At 69.1% G+C, this 23,992-nt stretch carries 26 protein-coding genes and 1 tRNA gene; 17 read left to right on the top strand and 10 right to left on the bottom strand.

Annotated elements, in window-relative coordinates:
* Nucleotides 1–38 precede the first annotated feature (38 nt).
* Both MOQ72_RS18250 and MOQ72_RS18245 read right to left on the bottom strand, forming a co-directional pair.
* Complete coding sequence (locus tag MOQ72_RS18250) at nt 39–2,372, bottom strand: TNT domain-containing protein (protein WP_242184967.1); 2,334 nt, start codon at nt 2,370–2,372, stop codon at nt 39–41.
* A 54-nt stretch (nt 2,373–2,426) separates the two neighbouring features.
* A complete protein-coding gene (locus tag MOQ72_RS18245) occupies nt 2,427–2,708 on the bottom strand; it encodes a hypothetical protein (protein WP_242184966.1) in 282 nt (93 codons plus the stop codon).
* A gap of 12 nt (nt 2,709–2,720) precedes the next feature.
* On the opposite strand from MOQ72_RS18245, the gene MOQ72_RS18240 reads away from it, so the two are divergent.
* From MOQ72_RS18240 to phnE, 8 genes are all read left to right on the top strand, one after another.
* Entirely contained in the window at nt 2,721–3,908 is a 1,188-nt protein-coding gene (locus MOQ72_RS18240; RefSeq protein WP_242184965.1) for an MFS transporter, read from the top strand.
* A gap of 11 nt (nt 3,909–3,919) precedes the next feature.
* The gene (locus MOQ72_RS18235; RefSeq protein ID WP_242184964.1) at nt 3,920–4,897 is read left to right on the top strand and encodes a DMT family transporter; all 978 of its coding nucleotides are present in this window, start codon (nt 3,920–3,922) and stop codon (nt 4,895–4,897) included.
* 6 nt (nt 4,898–4,903) lie between these two features.
* Nucleotides 4,904–5,755, top strand: coding sequence for a bifunctional methylenetetrahydrofolate dehydrogenase/methenyltetrahydrofolate cyclohydrolase (locus MOQ72_RS18230; RefSeq protein ID WP_242184963.1), 852 nt, complete (start codon nt 4,904–4,906; stop codon nt 5,753–5,755).
* A 53-nt stretch (nt 5,756–5,808) separates the two neighbouring features.
* Nucleotides 5,809–6,102, top strand: coding sequence for a DUF3017 domain-containing protein (locus MOQ72_RS18225; protein WP_242184962.1), 294 nt, complete (start codon nt 5,809–5,811; stop codon nt 6,100–6,102).
* A gap of 100 nt (nt 6,103–6,202) precedes the next feature.
* A complete protein-coding gene (locus tag MOQ72_RS18220) occupies nt 6,203–7,321 on the top strand; it encodes a TIGR03364 family FAD-dependent oxidoreductase (RefSeq protein ID WP_242184961.1) in 1,119 nt (372 codons plus the stop codon).
* Nucleotides 7,318–7,998 carry a phosphonatase-like hydrolase gene (locus MOQ72_RS18215; RefSeq protein ID WP_242184960.1) on the top strand — a complete coding sequence of 227 codons (681 nt, stop codon included), beginning with the start codon at nt 7,318–7,320 and terminating at the stop codon, nt 7,996–7,998. The genes MOQ72_RS18220 and MOQ72_RS18215 overlap by 4 nt, the downstream gene beginning before the upstream one ends.
* A 58-nt stretch (nt 7,999–8,056) precedes the next feature.
* The gene (phnC, locus tag MOQ72_RS18210; protein ID WP_242184959.1) at nt 8,057–8,821 is read left to right on the top strand and encodes a phosphonate ABC transporter ATP-binding protein; all 765 of its coding nucleotides are present in this window, start codon (nt 8,057–8,059) and stop codon (nt 8,819–8,821) included.
* 5 nt (nt 8,822–8,826) lie between these two features.
* Entirely contained in the window at nt 8,827–10,551 is a 1,725-nt protein-coding gene (gene phnE / locus MOQ72_RS18205; RefSeq protein ID WP_242184957.1) for a phosphonate ABC transporter, permease protein PhnE, read from the top strand.
* A gap of 40 nt (nt 10,552–10,591) precedes the next feature.
* On the opposite strand, the gene MOQ72_RS18200 is transcribed toward phnE, so the two are convergent.
* Both MOQ72_RS18200 and MOQ72_RS18195 read right to left on the bottom strand, forming a co-directional pair.
* A complete protein-coding gene (locus MOQ72_RS18200; RefSeq protein WP_242184956.1) occupies nt 10,592–11,428 on the bottom strand; it encodes a DUF4253 domain-containing protein in 837 nt (278 codons plus the stop codon).
* A gap of 78 nt (nt 11,429–11,506) precedes the next feature.
* Nucleotides 11,507–12,556 carry a medium chain dehydrogenase/reductase family protein gene (locus MOQ72_RS18195; protein WP_242184955.1) on the bottom strand — a complete coding sequence of 350 codons (1,050 nt, stop codon included), beginning with the start codon at nt 12,554–12,556 and terminating at the stop codon, nt 11,507–11,509.
* 94 nt (nt 12,557–12,650) lie between these two features.
* On the opposite strand from MOQ72_RS18195, the gene MOQ72_RS18190 reads away from it, so the two are divergent.
* On the top strand, nt 12,651–13,331 hold the full coding sequence (locus tag MOQ72_RS18190) for a TetR/AcrR family transcriptional regulator (protein WP_242184953.1): 681 nt from the start codon (nt 12,651–12,653) through the stop codon (nt 13,329–13,331).
* A 70-nt stretch (nt 13,332–13,401) separates the two neighbouring features.
* Here the strand turns inward: MOQ72_RS18190 and MOQ72_RS18185 are convergent, their stop codons facing one another.
* The 3 genes from MOQ72_RS18185 to MOQ72_RS18175 form a co-directional block, all read right to left on the bottom strand.
* A complete protein-coding gene (locus MOQ72_RS18185; protein ID WP_242184951.1) occupies nt 13,402–13,602 on the bottom strand; it encodes a DUF1918 domain-containing protein in 201 nt (66 codons plus the stop codon).
* Between the two features lie 336 nt (nt 13,603–13,938).
* A complete protein-coding gene (locus tag MOQ72_RS18180; RefSeq protein ID WP_242184949.1) occupies nt 13,939–14,367 on the bottom strand; it encodes a DUF8711 family protein in 429 nt (142 codons plus the stop codon).
* A gap of 164 nt (nt 14,368–14,531) precedes the next feature.
* The gene (locus tag MOQ72_RS18175) at nt 14,532–15,362 is read right to left on the bottom strand and encodes a metal-dependent hydrolase (RefSeq protein WP_242184947.1); all 831 of its coding nucleotides are present in this window, start codon (nt 15,360–15,362) and stop codon (nt 14,532–14,534) included.
* A 191-nt stretch (nt 15,363–15,553) separates the two neighbouring features.
* Between MOQ72_RS18175 and MOQ72_RS18170 the strand changes: the two genes are divergently transcribed.
* The 6 genes from MOQ72_RS18170 to MOQ72_RS18145 all read left to right on the top strand — a co-directional run bounded on the left by MOQ72_RS18170 (nt 15,554) and on the right by MOQ72_RS18145 (nt 19,369).
* Nucleotides 15,554–16,774 (top strand): NADP-dependent isocitrate dehydrogenase, encoded by a 1,221-nt coding sequence (locus MOQ72_RS18170; RefSeq protein WP_242184946.1) that lies wholly within the window; start codon nt 15,554–15,556, stop codon nt 16,772–16,774.
* A gap of 227 nt (nt 16,775–17,001) precedes the next feature.
* Nucleotides 17,002–17,310: an SH3 domain-containing protein gene (locus tag MOQ72_RS18165; protein ID WP_242184945.1), complete on the top strand. Its 309-nt coding sequence runs from the start codon at nt 17,002–17,004 to the stop codon at nt 17,308–17,310.
* Nucleotides 17,311–17,375: 65 nt separating this feature from the next.
* On the top strand, nt 17,376–17,576 hold the full coding sequence (locus MOQ72_RS18160; RefSeq protein ID WP_242184944.1) for a DUF4177 domain-containing protein: 201 nt from the start codon (nt 17,376–17,378) through the stop codon (nt 17,574–17,576).
* Nucleotides 17,577–17,646: 70 nt separating this feature from the next.
* Nucleotides 17,647–17,721 (top strand) — tRNA-Val (locus tag MOQ72_RS18155).
* A gap of 336 nt (nt 17,722–18,057) precedes the next feature.
* The gene (locus MOQ72_RS18150; protein ID WP_242184943.1) at nt 18,058–18,579 is read left to right on the top strand and encodes a ricin-type beta-trefoil lectin domain protein; all 522 of its coding nucleotides are present in this window, start codon (nt 18,058–18,060) and stop codon (nt 18,577–18,579) included.
* A gap of 391 nt (nt 18,580–18,970) precedes the next feature.
* Entirely contained in the window at nt 18,971–19,369 is a 399-nt protein-coding gene (locus MOQ72_RS18145) for an SSI family serine proteinase inhibitor (RefSeq protein WP_242184942.1), read from the top strand.
* Between the two features lie 332 nt (nt 19,370–19,701).
* Here the strand turns inward: MOQ72_RS18145 and MOQ72_RS18140 are convergent, their stop codons facing one another.
* From MOQ72_RS18140 to MOQ72_RS18130, 3 genes are read right to left on the bottom strand one after another with little or no spacing between them, the layout of a single operon-like run.
* Complete coding sequence (locus tag MOQ72_RS18140) at nt 19,702–20,001, bottom strand: MoaD/ThiS family protein (RefSeq protein WP_242184941.1); 300 nt, start codon at nt 19,999–20,001, stop codon at nt 19,702–19,704.
* Nucleotides 19,998–21,113 (bottom strand): WD40/YVTN/BNR-like repeat-containing protein, encoded by a 1,116-nt coding sequence (locus MOQ72_RS18135; RefSeq protein ID WP_242184940.1) that lies wholly within the window; start codon nt 21,111–21,113, stop codon nt 19,998–20,000. Before MOQ72_RS18135 ends, MOQ72_RS18140 begins: the two co-directional genes overlap by 4 nt.
* 48 nt (nt 21,114–21,161) lie before the next feature.
* Nucleotides 21,162–21,959: a helix-turn-helix transcriptional regulator gene (locus tag MOQ72_RS18130; RefSeq protein WP_242184939.1), complete on the bottom strand. Its 798-nt coding sequence runs from the start codon at nt 21,957–21,959 to the stop codon at nt 21,162–21,164.
* A 185-nt stretch (nt 21,960–22,144) separates the two neighbouring features.
* On the opposite strand from MOQ72_RS18130, the gene MOQ72_RS18125 reads away from it, so the two are divergent.
* Both MOQ72_RS18125 and MOQ72_RS18120 read left to right on the top strand, forming a co-directional pair.
* The gene (locus tag MOQ72_RS18125; RefSeq protein ID WP_242184937.1) at nt 22,145–22,852 is read left to right on the top strand and encodes an HAD family acid phosphatase; all 708 of its coding nucleotides are present in this window, start codon (nt 22,145–22,147) and stop codon (nt 22,850–22,852) included.
* A gap of 74 nt (nt 22,853–22,926) precedes the next feature.
* Entirely contained in the window at nt 22,927–23,763 is an 837-nt protein-coding gene (locus MOQ72_RS18120; protein WP_242184936.1) for an urea carboxylase-associated family protein, read from the top strand.
* Nucleotides 23,764–23,992 lie beyond the last annotated feature (229 nt).

The raw sequence follows: 23,992 nt of genomic DNA, 5'->3' as shown, positions 1-23,992 counted from the left end.
CTGGGTCACGGGTGCCCCTCACCCGCAATGCGATTCGGTTACTCCATGGGTGGGCGGTCGGTGGCTGGCATTTCGGCCAGGGTGCCGTCCGCGAGCAGTTCGCTGATCGTCGTCGGCAGCACGAACGCCGTGCCGCCTCCCGGCTGCTCGAACCACGGCACCGCCGTGCCGCGCAGCGCCTGGATCGGTCGCTGCACTCGGTAGCAGGCGTATGTGCGGTTCGCCCACTGCGGCGGCAGCGAGCGGTGGGTGTACGGCGTGCGCATCGTGTACGTCACGTTCCCGTTCGGCTCGCCGAAGCGGTCCAGTTCGGTGCCGGGTTGCAGCATCACGACCCGCCGATCCCGGAACAGGGTCAGCGGCGGCTCACCGCTGAGCGGCTGGATCTGCGAACCACCGCCCTGCGGCTGTCCGCTCTGCGGTTGACCACCGTGCTGACCGCCCTGCGGCTGACCACCGTGCTGACCGCCCTGCGGCTGACCACCGGGCTGTGCGCCCTGCGGTTGGCCACCCTGCGGCGGACGCGGCGGTCCTGGCGGTGGACCTTGCCGGTGCGGACCGGCCATGCCCGGCCCGCCGGGTCCCGGCCGCCGCTCCGCGCCGCCGACCGGCGCCTGCGCGGGTCCGCCCGGCGGCACCGGCGCTCCGCTTTCCCGGCGCGGCTGGCGCTTCGGCAGCGGTGGCGGTGCACCCGGCCCGCCTGCGGCGGGACCGCCGATGGGCGGCTGCGCGGGCTGCCCGACCGGTGGTGACGGCGGAGCTGCCGGGGGCGGCGCGGGACGGTCGAGTCGCGGTGCGGGCTGGAAGCGGGTCGGCTCTTCCACCGGCTTGGCCGCGGGAGGCGTTTCCTGGATCGGCGGTTCCGACGCGGCGGGGGTCGGTTCCTGGTTCGCGGTGAACAGCGGATTCCCGCCGGTCGGTTCCGGTTCCGGCGCGGACCGCTGCGGCAGTTCAGCCGGTTCCGGCGCGACTGGCGGCGCAGCGACCGGAGGTGCAGCGGGCGGAGGTGCAGCGGGCGGAGCCGGAGCCGGTGCGGACCGGTTCATCAGCAGGCTGCCGAGCAGGTATGCGGCGGCGTGGTCGATCCTGGCGAACCGGACGTCCTCGCCGCCTTCGGCGCCGCCGGTGACGATCCAGTCCGGGCCTTCCTGGAGCAGGCAACGGGCATCCGCGCTGCGGCTGCCGACCCGGTAGCCGTCGCTGTCCACCCGGTAGTCGGTGAGCCGGTCGTGCAGCGTGGCCAGCACTTCCTGGGTGTCCGGTACGTCGGCGTCGTCGAGCACGTGCCGGGACCCGGCGGCCTGCTCCGGCGCGTCGAGGAACTCGTCGAGTTCTGCGGCGATATCCGGTTCCACGGCGATGTCCGGTTCCGGGGCGGGCTCCGAAACGTCGGGTTCGGGCTGCTCGGCGACCTCTTGCGGCTCGTCGTCGAAGTCGTCGGCGGGCTGGTCGAGCAGTTCGCTGACGGCCGCTTCGCGGGTGGCGTCGTCGACCTCGACGAGTTCGAAGCGGCGGCTGCGGATGTGCTCGACGAATTCGGTTTCCGGCGGCACGCCGTACTGCGCGAGGTAGAAGGCGACCGCGCCCGGCCACAGCCAGTCGCCGTCGGTGTGCCAGGTGCCCGGCACCGAAGCGGTGCGTTCCGGGTCGAGCTGGTCCTCTTCGTCCTCGCGGGCGGCCAGCACGATCGGAGCGTTCTCCAGGTACTGGCGCAGCGGGCCGATCTCCTCGGTCGAGATCGGCAGCCGGTCGGCCACCACCGGGCGTCCCTGCTCGTCGTAGTCGTCGAAGACGTTGACCACCCGGAAACCGTCGGCCGATTCCACGATCCCCGGCTCCGGGATCGGTGTTTCGGCGGGTTCCGCGCTCGGCGGTTCGACTACCGGAGGGGCGGCGTCGACTACCGGGGGCTCGGCCTCGACCGCTTGGGAGGGTGCTGTGCCGTCGAAGCGCTCCCGCATCCAGTCCGGGATGTTCTCCTCGGAACGCGGGTAGCGGCGCAGCTCGTCGACGTACGCGGCGCGCGGCAGCGGGCGCTGCCAAAGGGGTTCGGAGTCGAAGTTGATATCAATTCGATAGCTCGAAGGGCGCTCCACGACGTAGAGAGCGCTGAGCCAGGTGCCCACATCGGGCCGGTACATGCCTTCGCGCAGGCGCTCGAAGATGTCCTGCAGTTCGGCTGGCGGCTCCCAGGGGCGGGAACTGCCGTCCTGCGCGGCGACCTCACCCAGCAGGTCGTGGTACTCACCGGTGGCGCGGTACTCCACCGTGATCTCCTGCCAGTCCTCGGGAGCGCCCTGTAACAGCAGAACCCCGATCCTGCGGGCGATCTGCTCCTGCTCTTCCGGACTGATCGCTGTCGGACGCGACATGGGTGACATCCTCCCCCTCTCGACGAGGCAACCCGACTCCACCCCGCCAAGACGCTACTCGACGCGGGCACGGCCATGTGCGTTGTGTGTGAGTTCAGTGCCGTTGGTCCAGGACACGTGCTCGCTTTCAAGATCCGCATCACCGTGCGCGGTGATCTCGTCAGGGAAGCCTGCCCGCTTGGCGGCCGGATGACCATCACACCACCAGGTGGATTGGATCAGCGGTGGCTCCGCGGCGGCGGATGGTCGGCGCAATTCACTAGCGGTACGGGTGTGCCAGAAGCCAAAGTGGTTGGTGTGCTTCGTCCCTACCGATTGCTGGCGGCGGTTCCGCACGCTTCGAGCCTGATGACCTTCAGTCTGCTGGGGCGCTTGCACATGCCCGCACTCGGGATGGTGTTGGCCTTCCTGGCGGTCGACTGGACGGGTTCCTACGCCATCGGCGGCGTCATCGGCGCGACGGTGACGGGCGGCCAGGCCGTCGCCGGACCGCTGCGCGGGCGGGCGGCCGACCGCAGTTCCGCGCCGAAGCTGTTGCTGCTGACCGGTTTCGGCTCGGGGCTGGGGATGACCGCGATGGTCGGGCTGACGGGCTGGTTGGATCCGGCGCACTGGTGGCTGATCCTGCCGTTGGCGGTGCTCACCGGGCTGTCCCATCCGCCGGTCACCCAGCTGGGCCGGGCGATTTGGCCGCGGCTGACCAGCGGCCCGGCGCGCGAGGCCGCTTTCTCGGTCGAAGCGACGTTGCAGGAGCTGCTGTTCGTGGTGGCGCCGATGCTGGCCGCGTTCGCGGTCGCCTTCTGGGGACCGGTCGCCGCGATGTTGTGCTGCGCGTCGTGGGCTGTGCTCGGCCCCGCGCTGTTCGCGGCGGCGCTGTGGCGCGCGGGTTTGCGGGAGGCGCCACCCCCGGAGGCAGGCGGTGCCCGCGAATCCGGGTCGCTGTTCCGGATGCCGGGTTTCGCCTCGCTGCTGGCGTTTTTCGGTCTGCTGGTCGGCGGGTTGATCTCGGTGGACTTGGTGCTCGTCGGCTGGGCGCGGGAGCGCGGTACACCGGAGTTGGCGGGCCTGCTGGCGATGGTGTGGGCGGTCGGTTCGCTGGTCGGTGGCCTGGTGGCAGGCGGTTTCAACGGGCGGCCTCGGCTGCTGCGGCGTGCGGCGCTTTCGGCGCTCGGTCTGCTCGCGCTGGTGCCGGTGTTGCCGCCGATCGCCGATCCGGGCTCGCCGTGGTTGGTCGGTGCGATCTTGCTGGTCGGGGGTTCCGCAGTGGCGCCGACGTTGGCCGCCAGCAACGGGCGGCTGGCGGACTTGGCACCTGCTGACCGGCGCAGCGAAGCGTTCGGCTGGATGGCCAGTGCGACGACGCTCGGCGCGGCCCTCGCCGCCCCGCTGGCCGGGTGGATGCTCGACCTGTCCGGCCCAGCGGCGGCTGCCACTGCGGCGGCCGTGCTGGCCGCGATGTCCGTTGGATTTGTCGCACATCACATGGTCCAGGCATCGCGCACGCCGCGGGAGAAGACGCAGAGTGCGGTTACGTGACTGTTTCTCCCGTGCATCAACAGCCTGACCGACCGCAGGTCGGCAAGCGCGCCCTCGGGCTGGCCGCGGCAGCCGGGATCGGGGTGCTGCTCGCGATCCAGGCCCGGATCAACGGCACGCTCGGGGCTCGGATGGACGATGCGCTCGCGGCCGGGGTGATCTCGTTCTCGGGCGGGTTCATCGTGCTGATCGGCTGCACCTTCGTGGTTCCGCGTGCTCGGCGCGGCTGGCTGAACCTGGCCACTGAGCTGCGCAAACCAGGCGGACTGCGGCCGTGGCAGTGCCTCGGCGGCGTGTGCGGCGGGTACCTGGTGTTCTCCCAGGGGATGGCGGCGACCGCGCTCGGCGTCGCGATGTTCACCGTCGCCGTGGTGGCCGGGCAGGTGACCAGCGGGCTCGTCGTCGATCGGCTCGGGTTGGGGCCGGCCGCGCCGCAGCACGCGACCCCGGCCCGGCTGTTCGGGGCCGGGCTCGCCGTGGTGGCGGTGGTGATCGCGGTGTCCACCCAGTTGGGCGGTGCGCAGGCGAGTTGGTTGGTCGTGCTGCCCGCGTTGGCCGGGCTCGGGCTCAGCTGGCAGGCGGCGGTCAACGGCCGGATGCGACACGCGGCCGACTCGGCGTTGTTCGCGGCGATGGTCAACTTCGGCGTCGGGATGGCCGCCCTCGGGTTGGGCTTCGCGGTCGAGGTCGTGGTGCGCGGCCTACCGCAGTTCCCGGCCGACGCGTGGCTGTACACCGGTGGTTTCCTGGGGATTTTCGTGATCGGCGGGTCAGTGGCGCTGGTGCGCTACACCGGCGTGCTGGTGCTCAGCTTGGGCATGATCGCCGGGCAACTGGTCGGCGCCCTGCTGCTCGACGTGTTCGCGCCGGTGGCCGGAGCTGGCATCGCGACGTCCACGGTGGTCGGCGTGCTGCTGACGTTGGTGGCGGTCGGCGTGGCCGCAATGCCGGACCGGGCGGGACGCGCCGCACGTCATCTGCCACGATGAACAGCCGTGAGCGCGACGATTCTCGACGGCAAGGCCACCAAGGACGCGATCTTCGACGAACTGCGGCCGCGGGTCGCCCGGCTCGTCGAGCAGGGGTACGCACCCGGACTGGCCACGGTGCTGGTGGGGGACGACCCCGGCTCGCAGTCCTACGTGCGGGCCAAGCACAACGACTGCGCCAAGGTCGGCATCAACTCGATTCGCCGGGACCTGCCCGCTGACGTCAGCCAGGCCGACGTCGAGGCGGTGCTCGACGAGCTCAACGCCGACCCGGCCTGCACCGCCTACATCGTGCAACTGCCGCTGCCCAAGCACCTCGACGCCGGGCCGCTGCTGGAGCGCATCGCGCCGGAGAAGGACGCCGACGGGCTGCACCCCATCAGCCTCGGTCGGCTGGTGCTGGGCGAGGCAGCTCCGCTGCCGTGCACCCCGCGCGGCATCATCGAGCTGCTGCGCCGCTACGACGTGCCGCTGAACGGCGCGCGGGTCGCCGTCGTCGGCCGCGGCATCACCGTGGGGCGGCCGATCGGTCTGCTGCTGACGCGGCGCAGCGAGAACGCCACCGTCACGCTCTGCCACACCGGCACCAAGGATCTCGCCGCTGAGGTGCGCCGCGCCGACATCGTCATCGCGGCGGCCGGGAAGCCGCACCTGATCACGCCGGACATGATCACACCGGGTACTGCGGTGCTCGACGTCGGTGTGACCCGCACCGATGCCGGACTGGCTGGCGATGTGCACCCGGACGTCGCGGAGGTCGCCGGGTTCCTGTCGCCGAACCCCGGCGGGGTCGGTCCGATGACCCGCGCGATGCTGTTGAGCAACGTCGTCGAGGCGGCGGAGCGCAACGTCGGCTGATGGTTTCGCGTGAAACCGGCTGGTTTTCCGCCTACGACTCCGGGAGGAACGGCGTGAGCGATCGGTTCGGCGCCAGGTCGCGACTTTCGGTGCACGTGCCGTTCGGCTTGGTGCTGCTGGTCGTGCTGATCGGGCTCCTGCTGATCTCCCTGGGGCATTGGCGGCGGGGTTCGATGCTGCTCGGCGGCGCGCTGCTGCTCGGCGCGGCGCTGCGGGCCGTGGTCCCGCAGGAGCGGATCGGGCTGCTGGCGATCCGCAGCCGAACAGTGGACATCCTGTTGTACGGCGGGTTCGGGCTGGTGATCATCGCGGTGGCGGTGACCATCCGGGGCTGGCTGTTCGGCTGACCGACCGGACGGGTAACTGATCTGGTCCTTGGGTGGGTGTTCATCTGCGGTTCGCTCCGCCTGCACGGGGTATTCGTCGCCGACGGCGAGCGTGGGCTTTGTGCGAGTTCTCATTGTCGGCGGCGGTGTGCTCGGCACCATGCACGCGCTGCGGGCCCTGGAACGGGGCCACGACGTGGTGCAGTTGGAACGCGAAGCGGAGGCTCGCGGCGCTTCGGTCCGCAACTTCGGCCTGATCTGGGTGAGCGGCCGCCAGCTCGGCCCGGACCTCGAAGTCGCGATGCGCGCTCGCCACGACTGGGAGCGCATCGCCGCTGACGTACCTGCCCTCGGTTTCCGCAGCAACGGCTCGCTGACCGTGCTCCGCACGCCCGCCGAACTGGCGGTCGCCGAAGACTTCGTCGCTCGCCCGGACGCCGCCGAGCGCGCCACGAAGCTGCTGGACGCCGCCGAGGCCAGGGCGCTGAATCCGGCGTTGCGCGGCGAAATGCTCGCCGCGCTGTGGTGCGAGATGGACGCCGCCGTCGAGTCGCGGACCGCGCAGCCCGCGTTGCGGGCGCACCTCGCCGCCACGGGTCGCTACACCTGGCTGTCCGGCCGCGAGGTTCGGGACATCGGCGAAGGCTGGGTGCGCGACGACACCGCCGAACGCCACGAAGCCGACCTCGTGATCGTCTGCACCGGCGCGGCTCTCGGCGGCTTGGTGAAGGAACTGCGGCCGAACCTGCCGGTGCGGCGCGTGCGGCTGCAGATGATGCAGACCGGTTCGCTCGACGAACCCCTACTGACTTCCGTGGCCGACGCGGACAGCATGCGGTACTACCCCGGCTATCGAGGCCCATCGCTGGACGAGCTCAACGCCTCCCAACCTCAGCCGGAAGTGGCTGCGGACAACGGCATGCAGCTGCTCATGGTGCAGCGTGTCCACGGTGGACTGACCATCGGTGACACGCACGAGTACGACGAGCCGTTCGCCTTCGACGTGCGCGAGGATCCGTACGAACACCTCAAGCAGCGGGCCGAGGAACTGCTCGGCCGACCGCTGCCGCGCATCATCCGCCGCTGGGCCGGGGTTTACGCGCAGACCGAGGACAAGTCGCAGGTCGTGCATCGCGAACAGGTGCTGCCCGGCGTCTGGCTGGTGACCGGTCCCGGCGGTCGCGGCATGACCGGTTCTCCGGCGATCGCCACCGACACCTGGCGGGAGGTGGACGCGTGATCAAACTGGTAGTGCTGGACATGGCGGGCACCACGGTCGCCGATGACGGTCTGGTCGAGCGCGCCTTCACCCAGGCGATCCAGGAGATCGGCGTCGCCGGATCCGCGGTCCCCGGCATGCTCGACTACGTCCGGCGCACCATGGGCGAATCGAAGATCGCGGTCTTCCGGCACCTGCTCGCTGGTGACGAAACCCTTGCGCGGCAAGCGAACCAGGCGTTCGAGCAGGCGTATGCGGCACGCGTCGCCGACGGCGATTGCCGCGAGATCGACGGCGCTGCGGCGGCCATCCGGCAACTGCGCGACGCCGCCGTCAAGGTCGCGCTGACGACCGGTTTCTCAGAGCTCACCCAGAAGCAGATCCTCGACGCACTGGGCTGGGGCGGGCTGGCGGATCTCACCCTGACACCGGCGCAGGCCGGTCGCGGCCGTCCCTACCCGGACATGGTGCTCACCGCGCTGTTGCGACTGCGCATCGACGACGTGCGGCAGATCGCCACCGTCGGCGACACCGCCTACGACGTGCGCTCCGGCCGCAGCGCCGGGGCGTCGATCGTCGCTGGTGTGCTCACCGGCGCGCACGAGCGCGCCGCGCTCGCCGCGGCCGGTGCCACCCACATCCTCGAATCTGTCAGGCAACTCCCGGAACTCGTGCTGTCCGCGAAGGATGATCTGTGAACACCAACGGCGATTTCGCCTCCCACAACGGCTTTTGCGAGAGGACGGGGGACGAGCCGTGTCCGTGATCTCCTTCGAGCGGGTCAGCAAATCGTTCGGCAGCGTGCAGGCCCTCCACGAGGTGTCGCTGGACGTACCGGCCGGTGAGGTCGCCGTGCTGCTCGGGCTGTCCGGATCGGGCAAGTCGACGCTGCTGCGGCACGTGGACGGGTTGCAGCGCGCCACGTCCGGCAGCGTCCGGGTGCTCGGCAACGACGTCGGTGCACTGCGCGGGTCCGCGCTGCGGGCGTTGCGCCGCCGGGTCGGGTTCGTGTTCCAGCAGTTCCACCTCGTGGGATCGCTGACGGTGCTGGAGAACGTGTGCACCGGTGCGCTCGGCGGTCTGCGCGGCCCGCGACTCGGTCTGTTCTCCTACCCGAAGCAGGTTCGCCACGCCGCTCTGGAGCAGTTGGAGCGGGTTGGTCTCACCGACCAGGCGTTGCAGCGCGCCAGCACCCTCTCCGGCGGACAGCAGCAGCGCGTCGCGGTCGCGCGGGCGTTGTTGCAGAAGCCCGAGATCCTGCTGGCCGACGAGCCGGTCGCCTCGCTGGATCCCGACTCGGCCGCGCAGGTGATGAACCTGATCGCGGAGATCGGTCGGGAGGACGGGCTCACCGTGTTGTGCAGCCTGCACCAGGTCGACCTCGCGTTGAGCTGGGGACATCGGATCATCGGGCTGCGCTCCGGGCAGGTCGTGCTGGACACCCCGGTCGACGGGCTGAGCCGGGACGCGGCGATGGCGATCTACTCCAAGGTCGGATCCGAACTCGCGACGACGGGGTGAATTCCGTGACCACCACAGTAGAAGCGCCCCGTGCACGTCGGGTGAAGTCTCCGCCGCACCGCCGCACGCTCGCCCGTCCCCAGCCCGAAGGGGCGATCGCCGCGCTGGTCGTGCTGGCCCTGCTCGGGTCCGCCGTCTGGGCCTTCAGTGCGCTGCGGCTGAACGTGGCGACCATTGTGGACGGTTTCGGCAACGCGGTGGACTTCGCGTCCCGCACCTTGCCGCTGGACTTCCCGTCGATCGGCGAATTGCTGTCGCTCAGCGGGCAGACGCTGGCGATCGTGGTGTGCGCGACGCTGGTCGCTTCGCTGCTCAGCATGCCGATAGCGGTGCTCGCGGCCCGCAACACCGCATTGGGCAGCACCAGCCGGTTCGGGGCGCGCGTGCTGATCGTCGTGGCGCGTGCCGTGCCGGACGTGGTGCTGGCGATCGTGTTCTTCCGGATGTTCGGATTCGGCGGGCTGACCGGTGTGCTGGCCATGGGGCTGCACTCCACCGGCATGATCGGCAAGCTGTACGCGGACGCCATCGAGCAGGTCGACGAAGGGCCGCGCACCGCGATCCGCGCGGCTGGCGGGACCCGGTTGCAGCAGTTGGTCAGCGGGGTGTTGCCGCAGGTGGTGCCGTCGTTCGTGGCGACCTCGCTGCACCGGCTGGACATCAACCTGCGGGTGTCGGTGGTGCTCGGCTTCGTCGGCGTCGGGGGGCTGGGCAAGGCGATCGCCGATTCGCTGCGCACCCTCGACTACCAGCGCGGGATGGCATTGGCGTCGGTGGTGTTCCTGCTGTGCGTGCTGGTCGAGATCGTGTCCGGTTCGATCCGGCAGGCGTTGCTGGGGGTGCGGGAGGAACGCCGCGGCGTGGTCGCGGCGCTGACCCGGCGCGCTGTGGTGCGGAAATCCTCCAGCGCAGTGCCGAAACCCGCGCGCCCGAGTGCGGCGCCGCGGATCAGTCCACCGTGGACCGCCGGGCGGCTGCGGCGGACCGGCTACTGGCTGCTGACCGCGCTGATCGTGGTCGCTTCGATCTGGGGCGCGGACATCTCGTTCGCCCAGTTCGAGCGGGCCGTCAGCGGTTTCGGTCCGACGCTGGGGCTGTTCTGGCCGCCGGAAACCGGTGGCATCCTCGACGAGTTGCTGGGCGAGTTGCTGGTGACCATCCAGATCGCCTTGGCCGCCACGCTGATCGGCGCGGTGCTCGCGCTGCCGATCGGCGCGCTGGCCGCCGACAACGTGGCGCCGAACCCCGCGGTGGCGAAGTTCTTCCGCGGCGTGGTGCTCGCGGTTCGCGGTGTGCCGGAGCTGGTGCTGGCCATCGTGTTCGTGGTGATCACCGGGTTGGGCGCGGTAGCGGGTGCGCTCGCGCTGGGCGTCGGATCGGTCGGGTTGCTCGGAAAACTCGTCGCCGACTCGTTGGAGGAGGTGGATCGCGGCCGCGAGCAGGCGCTGCGCGCCACCGGGGCGAACCGGCTGCAGGTGTTCTTCGCGGCGACGGTGCCGCAGGCTGCTCCGGCGTTCGTCGCGCACGTGCTGTACCAGCTGGACACCAACCTGCGGTCGGCCACGCTGCTCGGTCTGGTCGGCGCGGGCGGCATCGGCTACTACCTGCTCAACGCATCCCGAGTCCTGGACTTCGGCGTGGTGACCACGGTTCTGCTGCTCACCTTCGCCACGGTTCTGCTCGTCGAACTCCTGGCCGTCTGGCTGCGCAGGGTGCTCCGAGGGTCGTGAGTGCACAGCCGGGCTCCAACCCGGTTATGCGCTCACGACCTCATTCCCACCAGAAGGACCAGGTGCGGCGGCCGCGGATCTCCTGGGCGTAGGCCGAGATGGAGCCGGTCTCCTGCAGGATCCGGTCCGGGCAGAACGTCCAGTGCTCCGCCGCGACCGCAGCGGCGTGGTCCGGGTCCTGCGGCGGTGCCGCCACGCTCAGGTCCAGGCGGTCCGGACCGAGCCGCAGCAGCCGCGCCCCGAACCGCTCCTCCCAGCTGCGCGCCATCGCCGAGAGTCCGGCGGTCCGCGACACGTGGTTGGCCGCGCCGGACCAGCCCAGCGCGGTCAGCACGTCCGCGCCACGGCGCACCGGGATCAGCGCGAGCCGGGTGTCGGTGTCGATGAACCGCGGCAACTGCTGGTTGGCCAGAATGTCCGGATCCGCCAGCAGATTCCCGGCCCGCGCCGGTCCCGGACAGGTGTAGTCGAACGGCGCCAGCACTTCCAGGCTGTACGCGGGGCCGAGGTCGTCGTCGACCTGCACCAGGCCGTCCCAGATCCGGGCCATCACGTCGGTCACCCGCCACCGGTCGATGTGTTCGAGCGGTTCCGGCGGTACCACGCCGACCGTGCAGCGTTCCCCGTAGACCTCGTCGCTGTCGCACAGCAGCAACGGCCACAGCCCGCTGCGCCGGTGCTCGGCGCGAAGCGTGGCGACCAGCTGCGGCGCCGGTGCTTCGTCGCTGATCCAGCACAGCGGGGTCGGGTTGTCGGAGAGTGTTGTTTGTTCGGTCAGGACCTCGCCGGGGGGTAGTGGGGCGGAAACCCCCGCACCGGTGCCGAAAACCGCGGACAGGTCGGCAGTTGCCCCCGCTTGCCGGTCGTCTCGCAACACTTCACCGCCTCCTAGCCAAGCCCCTCGTCCGGACCACCTTAAGGAGCGGAGTGCGACACCGGGCGGTCGGGCTGGCCGTCACGCCTCGGTGGCCTCCGGGGAAAGTCCAGGGACCAGCACGATTCTGCCGGTCCGCGCGCCGGAGATGTGCAGGTCGAGCGCTTCGGCCGCGGATTCCAGCGGCAGTCGCCGGGCGATCATCGGTCGCAACTGTCCACTGGCGACCATTTGGAGCAGCCCCGCCAAGTCTGTTCGGAACTGGGCGTTGGACTTGACGTAGTACAGCCGGGCGCGTCGGCCGCCGGTGCGTCCGATCAGGCGTAGCAGTTCCCACCGGGCGAGTCGGCCGACCAGCCGGAGGTACGGGAGCCACCACGGTCCGGTGTCGTGCAGCGTCGCCGCGCTGCCGTAGGTGACCAACGTGCCGCCAGGCGCGAGCAGCTGCCAGGACGCGTCCAGGCTCGCCGGGCCGAGCGGGTCGAAGATGGCGTCCACTCCGCCAGGCGCGAGTTCGGCCACTCGGCTGGGCACGTCCTCGGCGCGGTGGTCGATCAGTTCGATCCCGATGTCCCGGAGCGCGTCGTGCCGATGCGCGGAAGCCGTCCCGATCACCCGGACACCGGCGGCGACGGCGAGCTGTGCGAGCAGGGTGCCGACCCCGCCGCCGACGCCGTGCACCAGCACCGTCTGTCCACGTCGGACTTTTGCCGCGCGGTGCAGCAGTTGCCACGCGGTGACGCCGTTGAGCACCACCGCGACCCCGGTCACGGCATCGACCTCGTCCGGCACCGGAACCAGTTCGCGGTCGCGGATCTCGACGTACTCGGCCCATGCGCCGGTGACCGGCATCGCCGCGACCCGCTGCCCGACCTGCCACGAGGTCACCGCCGAGCCGACTTCGACGATCTCGCCGACCAGGTCGTAGCCGGGCACGAACGGGACCTTCGGTTGTCCCGGATAGCGCCCGTGCACCATCTGTACCTCGGCGAAGGCCACTCCGGCGGCTTCGGTGCGGACCAGCACCCCGTGCGGTCCCGGTGTCGGCGGTGCGCTGCGGCGGGACGTGAGGAGTTCGGTCCCGCCCAGTCCGGTGAGGACGATCTCGGTGCCGGTGGTCGGCTTGCCCATGGCATCTCCTGTTATAAGCCGTCGTGTTAGTTAGAGCTTCTAACAAAACTATGAACCTGTTACGGTTGAGCCGTCAAGGGAAGGGGAGTCGGGCATGGCACCAGCGCCGCGCAGCCCCCGCGAGCGGTTCCGGGAGCAGACCCGGAACGAGGCCAAGCGGGTCGCGCTCGAACAGCTGGCCGAATCAGGGTCGGCAGGGGTCTCGGTGAACGCGATCGCGAAGCGGATGGGTGTCACCGGCCCGGCGCTGTACCGGTACTTCGCCAACCGCGACGCGCTGCTGGCCGAGTTGATCGTGGACGCCTACCGAGACCTCGGCGACGCGCTGGAAGAAGCGGCGCACGCACACCGGCGCAAAGCGCCCGCGGCCCGGTTCCGGGAGTTGGCGGCGCGATTCCGCTCGTGGGGGCTGGAGCAACCGCATCGGTACCTGCTGCTGTTCGGCACCCCGGTGCCGGGCTTCCGAGCCCCGGAGCTCACCTTCGACCTCGCCGACCGGGCGATCCGGCCGATCCTCGAAGTGCTCGCCGACCTGGCCCCGGAAGGGCTGCCCGCGCAGCGCTCCGCGCTGGACCGGCAACTGACCGCCTGGCGCGAACTGCGCGGCGGCCCGGTGTCGCCACCGGCGGTCCTGCAGCGCGGGTTGCAGGCGTGGACGCGGCTGCACGGGCTGGTCAGCCTGGAGATCGAAGGGCAGTTCGTCGGAATGGGCATCGACCCGGCACCGCTGTTCCGCGCCGAGGTGGAGTCGCTCATCGACCAGCCCTGGCGATGACGAAGGCCGGTCGCGCGCCATGCCGCCGATCGGATCGGGGGGCGCGGCGACCGGCCGGTGTCGTTGCGGGTCAGTCGCCCTCGCGGGGACGGGGGGTCTCGATCACGCAATCGCTGCCCGGGAACACCAGACCTTCGTGGCCGTCCTTGTACCGGACCTTGTACGGCGGCGCGCCGTCCGGACCGCGAACTTCCAGGATCTCGGCGAGTTGGTCGGCTTCGTCGACGTGCTTGCTGTGCACGTGCAGTTGATCGCCCACGGCTGCTTTCATCACCCATCACCTCCGCGAACCCAGACTAAGTGACCGGAGCCACACCGCGCATCGGGTGCCGCGCCGAAGAACCCGCGCTGGTTGGGCGTGACCGCAGGTGGTCGTCAGGCAAGCGGCGTCAGCCGCTTTCCGTCACTCTCGCAACTCGCACCGCCGCGGGTTCGCGGTGCCCACCCCTCTGGGGTTCTCCCCGCGAGGACAGCCCCGACGCCGCGTATCGGACATGCAGAAGTCGGGGATCCCGGAGTCGAGATAGCCCGGGGTGCGGGGTGTCCCCGCATAGCACTGTTGAGGTTCCGCTACCCGCACCGCCAAGCAAACCAATCCGCGCACCCTCTAGCTGCCTATCTGGGAGCAGGTCGTGGTTACCTGCTGGTACTTCTCCAGTTGGGTGGTGGTCCACTCGGCGCTGGACTCCAGGTTGATCTCACCGGAGGCGACCTGCTGCACCGACTGCTGCACGTCGAGCAGGTTCTGCCGCAAGGTCTGATCCGCGGTTTGCTCGGCCAGTTGACGTAGTTCCTCGGCCTTCGCCTGCGCGTCGGCCTGCGCCTGCTGCGGGTCGGCGAAGTTGGGCATGAAGTTCGCGACGTTGATCGCCTGCAGGCAGGCTCCCGCCGCGTCCAGGTCCTGCTGGGCCTGCTGGACCTGCTCGTTGGCGTCCTGCAGGCCCTGCTGCGCTTCCTGGATCTCACCGCACGCGGCGAGGCCGACCAGCAGCGGCAAGGACAGCGCCGCCATCACGAACCGCTTTCGAGCTCGCATCTTCCCTCCGGGGCTTCGAGCGGCACCGTGGTGGTGCCGCCCTTGTACCCTATCGACCCCCGAACGTGTGATGGGCGAAATGTCTCATCCGACCGCACGCTGTCCATCAGATGGCCGATTAAGAACTTCCGGTGGCGGTGTGCGCGGCTTGCGCCGGAATCGCGTCAGGACGGGGCGATCCAGGACATGACCTCGGATGGCAGGTCGAGTTGGGCGAGCCAGGGGGCCGCGCCGATCCGGTAGAGGACCACCGAGCTCAGCGCCATGGCGGCGATCGTCAGGCCGGGGCCGACCAGCACCATCTCGACCTTGCCGCCGGTCTTCATCCGCAGCAGCTTCGGCGGGGCCACCGGGAACCAGGTCTTGCCGCCCAGCGGTACCGGCCACAGCATCGGGCAGCCCTGCTCGGTGATCGCATCGCCGATGAAGTGCGCGATGCAACCGATCATCACCGCCAGGCCGAACGCCGCCGCGTCGGTGGGCTGGTCACCGGCCCACGCCCAGCAGGCGAGGGTGAGCAGCAGCGAAGCCACGGTGATCAGCAGCGCGTCCCGGTTCGAGGACCAGGTGTGCAGGAGCCCGCGAACCGCGAGGCCGGCGAAGAAGAACATCAGCACGCCGAGCGCGGCGCCCTCGCTGGTCTGCACGATGGCTGTGGTGATCAGCCCGGCCAGCACCGCGAACACGACGGTGTGCGTGAAGCCGCGGTGCGTGCCCTCCCGGTTGCTGTCCCGCTTGGTGCGGGTCAACCGGTACAGGAACCCGCTGAAGCCGCTGATCCCGGCCGATGTGCCGCGCGAGATGGCACCGAAGGTGCTGGCCACCGTCGACTTGGGGTGGTCTATGTCGGGCAACAGCGCTGCCCCGGCGGACAACGTGGCCCCGACCACCCAGGTCTTCGGGGATAATTGCCCTATCGCGTGCGTGTCGGCCAAGGCGGTCACTGCCGCCCAAGCGGCCAACCCGCTCATCGCGTGCGTCGGTCCAGTCGCCACCGAGCCCCCCTCCAAGATCGCTCGTTCGGGTGTCGAGCGTAGAAGAAGATCACGACACCGGGTCGCCACCGCAGAAGTGGCGCATCGCGCCCCCGCGAGGGTGGTGGCAGGAGAAGGGTGGAGGGCACAATCGAGTTCGATAGCAGTACGCTTGTACCGCTTGCATTCTCGCGAGAGGAGCACCCCGCCACATGAGCAAGATCAAGGTCCAGGGCACCATCGCCGAGCTCGACGGCGACGAGATGACCCGGATCATCTGGTCCTTCATCAAGGACAAGCTGATCCACCCATATCTGGACATCAACCTCGATTACTACGACCTCGGCATCGAGCACCGGGACGCCACGGACGACCAGGTCACGGTCGACGCGGCGAACGCCATCGCCAAGCACGGGGTGGGCGTGAAATGCGCCACCATCACCCCAGACGAGGCCCGCGTGGAGGAGTTCGGCCTGAAGAAGATGTGGCGGAGCCCGAACGGGACGATCCGCAACATCCTCGGCGGCGTCATCTTCCGCGAGCCGATCGTCATCTCGAACATCCCGCGCTACGTGCCGACCTGGACCAAGCCGATCGTCATCGGCCGTCACGCGCACGGCGACCAGTACAAGGCATCCGACTTCAAGGTCCCCGGGCCGGGCACCGTCACCATCACCTACACCCCGGACGACGGCGGCGAGCCGATCGAGTTCGAGGTCGCCAAGTTCGGCGAGGACGGCGGCGTCTCGATGGCGATGTACAACTACCGCAAGTCCATCGAGGAATTCGCCCGCGCCTCCTTCCGCTACGGCCTGGAGCGCGGCTACCCGGTCTACATGTCGACCAAGAACACGATCCTCAAGGCGTACGACGGCATGTTCAAGGACGTGTTCCAGGAGATCTTCGAGGCCGAGTACAAGGCCGACTTCGACGCCAAGGGCATCACATACGAGCACCGGCTGATCGACGACATGGTCGCCAGCGCCTTGAAGTGGGAGGGCGGCTACGTCTGGGCGTGCAAGAACTACGACGGTGACGTGCAGTCCGACACCGTGGCGCAGGGCTTCGGCTCGCTGGGCCTGATGACGTCGGTGCTGATGACCGCCGACGGCAAGGTGGAGGCGGAGGCCGCGCACGGCACGGTCACCCGGCACTACCGCCAGCACCAGCAGGGCAAGCCCACCTCGACCAACCCGATCGCGTCGATCTTCGCTTGGACCCGCGGTCTGCAGCACCGCGGCAAGCTGGATTCGACCCCGGATGTCGTCGGCTTCGCCGGCACGCTGGAGAAGGTCGTCATCGAGACCGTCGAGAGCGGGCGGATGACCAAGGACCTGGCGCTGCTGGTCGGTGGCGACCAGGGCTTTCAGACCACCGAGGAATTCCTCGCCACCCTGGACGAGAACTTGCAGAAGAAGATGGCCAACCGCTGATCTTCGACGCGAACCGCGAACGCCGCTCCCGTTTTCGAGGGAGCGGCGTTTCGTTTCTGGGGCGGCGTTTTCGCCGGGAGCGGTGGGCCGGGCTACCGCGCGCACATGGTGGCCGGGCGGGCGACACCCGAGGCGTTGAACCGCGCGCGCCGTCGGGTGCCTGGGCTTTCGCGGTCGCCGCGCGTCCCGCTATAGCTGGGATGACGCTCCTGACCGGGAGGTATGCCGTGATCCCGCTGCCCCGCACAGTTCTGCTCGCCGGTGCTGGCCTGCTCGGAGTTATCTACCTGATCGGCGCCAGCCAGACCGGTAGCAGCTCCGGCGAGCCCAAGCCGTGCACGTTCCACGTGACCGCCGACGTCCTCAACGTCCGTTCCGGGCCCAATGCCGGTGAGGACCGGGTGGATTCGTTGCAGCAGGGCGAGGAGGTCGCCGCGACGCCGAACGTGATCGGCGGCTTCCGCGCGCTCGACGACGCTCGTTGGGCGGCGGCCGAGTTCTTGGCGCCCATGCCGGGCAGCACCTGCGATCCCTGACGGAACTGGCGCCCGGCGAACATCGTTGGACTCCTGAAAGGTGTTCACGAGAACCGGGGGCCGAGATGCCGTACCAGTACAAGGTCGTGGAGCTCAGGGAGAAGTGGCTCGGCGGCAAGATGTCCGGCGAAAAGCTGGAACGGGTGCTCAACGACCACGCCGCCCAGGGCTGGCAGCTGAAGGCGATCACCGGAGCGGACGTCAAGGGCCGCATCGGGCCGGGTGGCGTGGAAGGATTGCTGGTCACCTTCGAGCGGCCGGTGTGAAACCGGGGTGGGTGCGCAACCACGAGCGGGGCTCGGCTAGGCTGATTCCCGCACGCGGTCGAGCCGCTCAGCGCGATTAGCTCAGTGGGAGAGCGCTACCTTGACACGGTAGAGGTCACTGGTTCAATCCCAGTATCGCGCACCAGTTTTGCCAGTTCGGCGGCACTACGTCGGCTGGGATCGTTGTTGCCGTGCGACGTGTGCGGCGCCTCGTCCTCCTGGGCGGCGCCGATCAATATCACGTCCATTGTGGATACTCCGGTTCGCGATCCGGGTATGATTTTCGAAATGATTTCCACTTTCTTTCATGTATCGTCCACTGAGGAATTGATCAATTTAAGTCGATCTTTTCGGAATGTAACATCCCACTCTTTGTGGTGATCCGGTGCGAGATTCTTCAGAAATGCTGGTAGAGATCTTATTCAGGTGATCTGAAACCTGATCGCCTATTTCGGAAAGTTCTTCGTAGAGAGGGGAAATCATGACCCGCGCTCGCTGGATGTTGGGCACCCTCGGCGCCTTGGCGACGATCGCCCTAGTCCCGGCTCTACCCGCGTCGGCGCAATCCGATCCGGCGCTTTTCACGGAGATCACCAACTCGGCTGACGGATCCCGGTGGGCTGTGCACGGCGACCAGGTGATCAAGACGATCAGCGGACCGGCCAGTTCACCGACCAACAGCGACAAGTGGGTCGTCTCCGAGCAGTCCGATGGTTCGGTGACCATCCGGAACCAGGCGACGCGCGAGTGCGTGGAGTCCCAGCCGTGGTTCGACGGGGCGGTCTACTCCGCGCGGTGCGAGCAGCGCAGCGACCGTCAGAAGTGGATCCTCAACTGGAGCGAGGACGGCTACGTCATCACCCCGAAGAACGCCCCCGACCTCGCGGTTTCCGTCCAGGAACTGGGTGCTTCCGACAGTTGGCTGACGCTCAAGCCGCGTTCCTCGACGCCGTCCGGTTCGGCGCAGGACGACCTGGCGAGCGTTTTCCGGCTCAGCGCCTAGGAGCTGAACCGGGCGTAGCCTGAATTGGTACCGGCCCGCTGATCTGGTGCCCTCGCGCCGGATCAGCGGGCTTTTCCGCGGGCGCTCGATTAATAGACAAATCGATGTGAAATTTCGGCGGCTTTCTTCGGGTGCGACACACTCCTGGGGCGATTGGGGCTACCCGGAGTTGTCATGCTGCCCGGTCCTGTCGCCGGTTCGAATCCCCGCTGAACGATCGTGGTAGTGCTCCGGGGTCACGCGCCGCGCCGCGAGGTGGCGGGCGGTAGCGATTACCGCTTCGGGGGAATCCGATCAGTGATCCTTTTCTGCTCGTTCGGAGAGATCGTTCTAGGTGCGGTAAGGAGAACACCGTTCCTATTCTTTCGGCCAGGACGGAGGATGACGCGAAATGACCGGTATTCGGTTGCTCGGCCGTGCCGTGGTGGGGATCGCATTCGCTGCGGCGGTGCTGGTTCCAGGGGGCGCTTCGGCCGCATCCGACAACGCGGCGCAGAGCACGATCACGCTGACGGTGACGGAACTCCGCGGTTCAAGGACCGTGACCCTGAACTGCGACCCCGCGGGTGGGAACCATCCGCGGGCGACCACCGCGTGCGACGAATTGCGCCGAGTCGATGGGAACCCGGCGCGGATGGACCTGGGCAAGTCCATGATCTGCACCAAGGAGAGCCGCCAGGTGCGGGCGACTGGCGCGGGTGCGTGGCGCGGTCAGCAGGTGGACTTCGACGTGAAGGCGGCCAATCCCTGCGAGCTCAAGGCCCGGACCGGCGCCGTGTTCGACTTCTGAACACCTGGATCTGAACTCGTTTTGCTTTGCGGTGCCAGTGGCGGAACCTCAGACGCCGTCTCGACTCCGGGATCCCCGACTCATGTATGTCCTGATACACAGCGTCGTGGCTGTCCTCGCGAGACGACGTCTGAGAACCCGCAGCGGTGCGAGTTGCGTAGGTGGGCTAAGCGGCCTCGCCGCTTCAAAAACAAGATCGAAGACAGGCGCTGAGCATTCGAACGGGCCCACATTTCCGCGCGATTTGTGCGTACGGATTCGAAGAATTCGGTCCCGGCCGCGAATGCGTCGGGGGCGGACATCGCCTGCTCCCCGACGCATCGTGCGGAACGTCAGCCGCCAGCCATCGCTCCGACGATCAGGTACGGCTCCTTGCCGGTTGCCACTTCGTCCGGCAGCGGGGTGTCCGGGGACTCGTGGGAGAGGTCCTGTTCGCAGGCGAAGAACCGGATGAACGCCCGGCGGCGTTTGGTGTCCTGGTCGCGGACCGTGCCGCGCAACATCGGGAACCGGGCTTCCAGCGCGTCGAGCACCTTCCGTTGGGTGGGCGGACCTTCGACGTCCAGGGTGACCTCGCGGTCCGCGATCTTGGCCAGCGTCCGCAGGTGGTTGGGCAGCGCGACGCGGATCATGGCAGCGTCTGCACCTCGACGGACAACACCGCTGGCAGGTCTCGGACGATCGGTCGCCAGTTGTCCCCGGCATCCGGCGAGACGTACACCTGGCCGCCGGTGGTGCCGAAGTAGATGCCGCAGTCGTCCAGCGAATCCACCGCCATCGCATCCCGCAGCACATCGACGTAGCAGTTGCTCTGCGGCAGGCCGTTGGTCAGCGGCTCCCACTCGTAGCCGCCGGACCGGCTGCGGTACACGCGAAGCTTGCCGTCCAGCGGGTAGTGCTGCTCGTCGCTCTTGATCGGCACGACGTAGACCGTGTTCGGCTCGTGGGCGTGCACGTCGATCGGGAAGCCGAAGTCGGTCGGCAGGTCGCCGCTGATCTCGTACCAGGAATCGCCCGCGTCATCGCTGCGCATTACGTCCCAGTGCTTCTGCATGAACAGCACGTCCGGGCGCTGCGGGTGCAGGGCGATGCGGTGCACGCAGTGGCCGACCTCGGCGTCCTCATCGGGCAGGCCCACCGAGCGCAGCCCGCGGTTGATCGGCTGCCAGGACTTGCCGCCGTCGTCGGTGCGGAAGGCGCCCGCTGCCGAGATCGCGACGTAGATCCGGTTCGGATCGTTCGGCGCCTGGATGATCGTGTGCAGGCACATCCCGCCAGCGCCGGGCTGCCAGCCAGCGGCCGTGCCGTGTTCGCGCAGCGCGGGCAGTTCGTGCCAGGTCTGACCGCCGTCGGTGGTGCGGAACAGCGCGGCGTCCTCGACCCCGGCGTACACCGTGTCCGGATCGGTCAGGGACGGTTCGAGGTGCCAGACCCGCTCGAATTCCCAGGGATGCGGCGTGCCGTCGTACCACTGGTGCGTGCCGGGCGTGCCTTCGTAGCTGAACTTGTTGCCCACCGGTTCCCAGGTCTGGCCGCCGTCGTCGGAGCGCTGGATCAGCTGCCCGAACCAGCCGAGCGACTGCGAGGCGTACAGCCGGTTCGGGTCGACGGGCGATGCCTTGAGGTGGTAGAGCTGCCAGCCGCCGAAGTGCGGGCCGCTGACCTCCCACTGCTCGCGCTTGCCGTCCGCAGTCAGGACGAACGCCCCCTTGCGGGTGCCGACGAGGACTCGGACACGGCTCATGACTACTCCCTGGGACGTCCGCCGCGGAAATGTTTTGCCTGCTGGGGGTCAATGTAGGGCGAGCAGCGGGGACTGTCTTCTCCGATCTTGCGCAATCGGTGACGCCAGCGGCGGGAGCGCGACCAGCACCGGTGTCGACCACTCGGCGGCCACGTCGAGGTGCACCTCGCGGTGGTGGCAGGGCTGTCGCGCGGACACCCGCACCGGCCACGGCGAACCGCCGACCACGTTCCAGGCTGGCACCAGCTGGGCTGGAGCCTCCGCGCGCGACGCGAACGCCGTGGATAGCAGCCAATAGTTGCCCGGCGGGACGCCGGTAAGCGTGAAGTCGCCGGTTTCGTCCAGCAAAGAACCGCTGATCGGGATTCCGCGCGGGGACCGGCGCGGGAACAGACCGACGTAGACCGAGGCGGTGTCCCGCAGCGCCGCCAGCGCGGCCGTGCTGAGGTGGACTTTCCCGGTGACTACGCCGCCGCGCGGCACCGAACCCGGGATGTGAACGGGTTTCGGCGGTGCGTCCGCGAGCGAGTGGGGGAGTCGGCGGAAATCGGTCGGGCAGACGCCGACGTCGGCGGTGAACCGCCTGGTGAACGTGCCGACCGAGGTGAAGCCGACCGCGAAGCAGATGTCGATGATCCGGTCGTCATCGGCGAGCAGCAGTCGCTTGGCGCGTTGGAAGCGGTGCGCGGCGAGGAACTGCCCCGGTGGCACGCCGAGCTGCCGTTCGAACGATCTGGCCAGGTGGAAGGGGCTGTAGCCGACGTGGTCGGCGACGTCGGCCAGCTTGATCCGCTCTTCGGCGCGGGCCGCGATGAAGCGCGCGGCCTCGGTTACGACATCCGGCATGCCCGCACCCTCCAAACGGACCCAGGTCACGGCCCCAGTCGGTGGCTGGCCACGACGGTAGCGCCGGTGACCGACCCGCCTACCCCGTGCAACACTCCAATCGACAACCGCCCCTTCCGCCTCGACCGCGTTCGCAGCGGATCCCGGACGGCCCACGTAGTCGGCGTACCAGGAGGTTTCGCATCGTGACCGGTAGGAAGTCCGCCGCCGCACCCCGAATCGCCTCGTCACTCGCCCTGGTCGGATTGCTCGCAACCGGCTGCGCCACGGCGCAGGGAGCCGAAGGGACGAAATCTGCCGAACCGGCCCCGAACCTGTCCGACCTGAAGCAGTCCATCGTGGCGTACCACGACTCGGGCCGGTGGGACGCCGACATCGCCCGCGCCGACCAGCGGGGCCAGGACTACCTGGCCCGCCGCCTCGCGCAGGGGGTGCCGAAACCGGCCATCGTGCTCGACATCGACGAGACCGGCCTGTCCACCTACGGCTACGAGGTCGAGCACGATTTCGGTTACGACGCGGCGGCTTTCGACGGGTACGTGCTGGCCCGCGAAGCCACCGGGATCGCCCCGACGGTGGATCTGGTGCGCTTCGCCGACTCGCACGGCGTCGCGGTCTTCTTCATCACCGGCCGCCGGGAGGGCCCGGAAATGCGCGCTGCCAGCGCGCAGGACCTCCGCGAGGAGGGCTACCCCGAGCCCGACGGCCTGTACCTGCGACCGGCCGACGACCACGACCCGTCAGTGGTGCCGTACAAGAGCGGGGCCCGCGCGAACATCGAGCAGCAGGGCTACCAGATCATCCTGAACGTCGGTGACCAGGACTCCGACCTGACCGGCGGGCACGCCGAACGTGCCGTGAAGATCCCGAACCCGATGTACGAAGTCGCCTGACCGGCGCACGACCGTTCAATCCCGTGAGAGGTTGGCGCCGGAGGATCTGCTCAAGCCGACAGGAGAACACGGACATGGGATCACCAGCGGCGGCGTACCAGAGCGGTTCTGGGGCGTTGGACGTGGACAGGGAGTTCTACCGGACGCTCGGCGCGACGCAGCGGCGCGAGTTGGTCGAGTCGTTCGTGCTGCCGATCCGGTCCGGGATCGCGTGGCAGGTCCCGGCCGGGCATCTGTGCCGGATCGTGGCGATCGACGGGCCGCAGGTCGGCGACCTCAACATCTGGAACCGGCACGATCCGCGGGAACGGATGTGGGCCGCGCGCACTCGGCAGTTGCAAGCCGCGCACGTGTCGATCTTCGACCGGTTGTGGTCGACGCTGCCGTTCCTGCGGCCGCTGGCCACCATCACCGGCGACAGCTTGGCCGATTACGGGATCGACGGCGAAGGCGGTCGGGTGCACGATCTGCTCGGCACCCGCTGCGATCCATACGTCAACCGGATGCTCACCGGCGAGGACTTCGACTTCCACTGCCACTCGAACCTCACCCGCGCAGTGCTGCCGCACGGGCTGACCGAGTTCGACGTGCACGACGTGCTCAACGTGTTCCAGTGCACCGGGCTGAACGACGAGGACCGGTACTTCATGAAGGCATGTCCCGCGAAACGCGGCGACTTCTTCGAGTTCTTCGCCGAAATCGACCTGCTGTGCGCGTTGTCGACCTGTCCGGGCGGTGATCTGTCGGTCCCGCTGTGGGGACCGGATGCGCGTGATCCCATCGATGTGTGCCGCCCGCTCGGCATCGAGGTCTACCGAGTGGACCCGGATCTGCTCAGCGGCTGGTCATCGCCGCCGACCGCGGCGTACCGGAACCTGCACGGGATCGAACTGCCGCGCTGGGAATCGTGACGCGCTGGGCGGCAGCCCCGATCGAGTTCCCGCGCTGGGGCGCCAGATGCGCGGGAACTCGATCTTCTCGGGGGATGCCCGGTGCCGGGGCGCGGTCCGGCGCCGGGGTCGGGGCGGGGGCCTCGGGCAGCGGCCACGAGGGTCCGCCGGGGGGTCAGGCGGAGGCGGCCAGCCAGGCCGAGCGGCCCGCGTGGGTCGGCAGCCAGCAGCCCTTGGCCTCGGCACCGAC

This window comes from Saccharopolyspora soli (genome assembly GCF_022678645.1).
GTDB lineage: Bacteria > Actinomycetota > Actinomycetes > Mycobacteriales > Pseudonocardiaceae > Saccharopolyspora > Saccharopolyspora soli.
The sequence above is the reverse complement of the archived record's forward strand: the minus strand, read 5'-3'. Positions and strand labels throughout refer to the sequence as shown.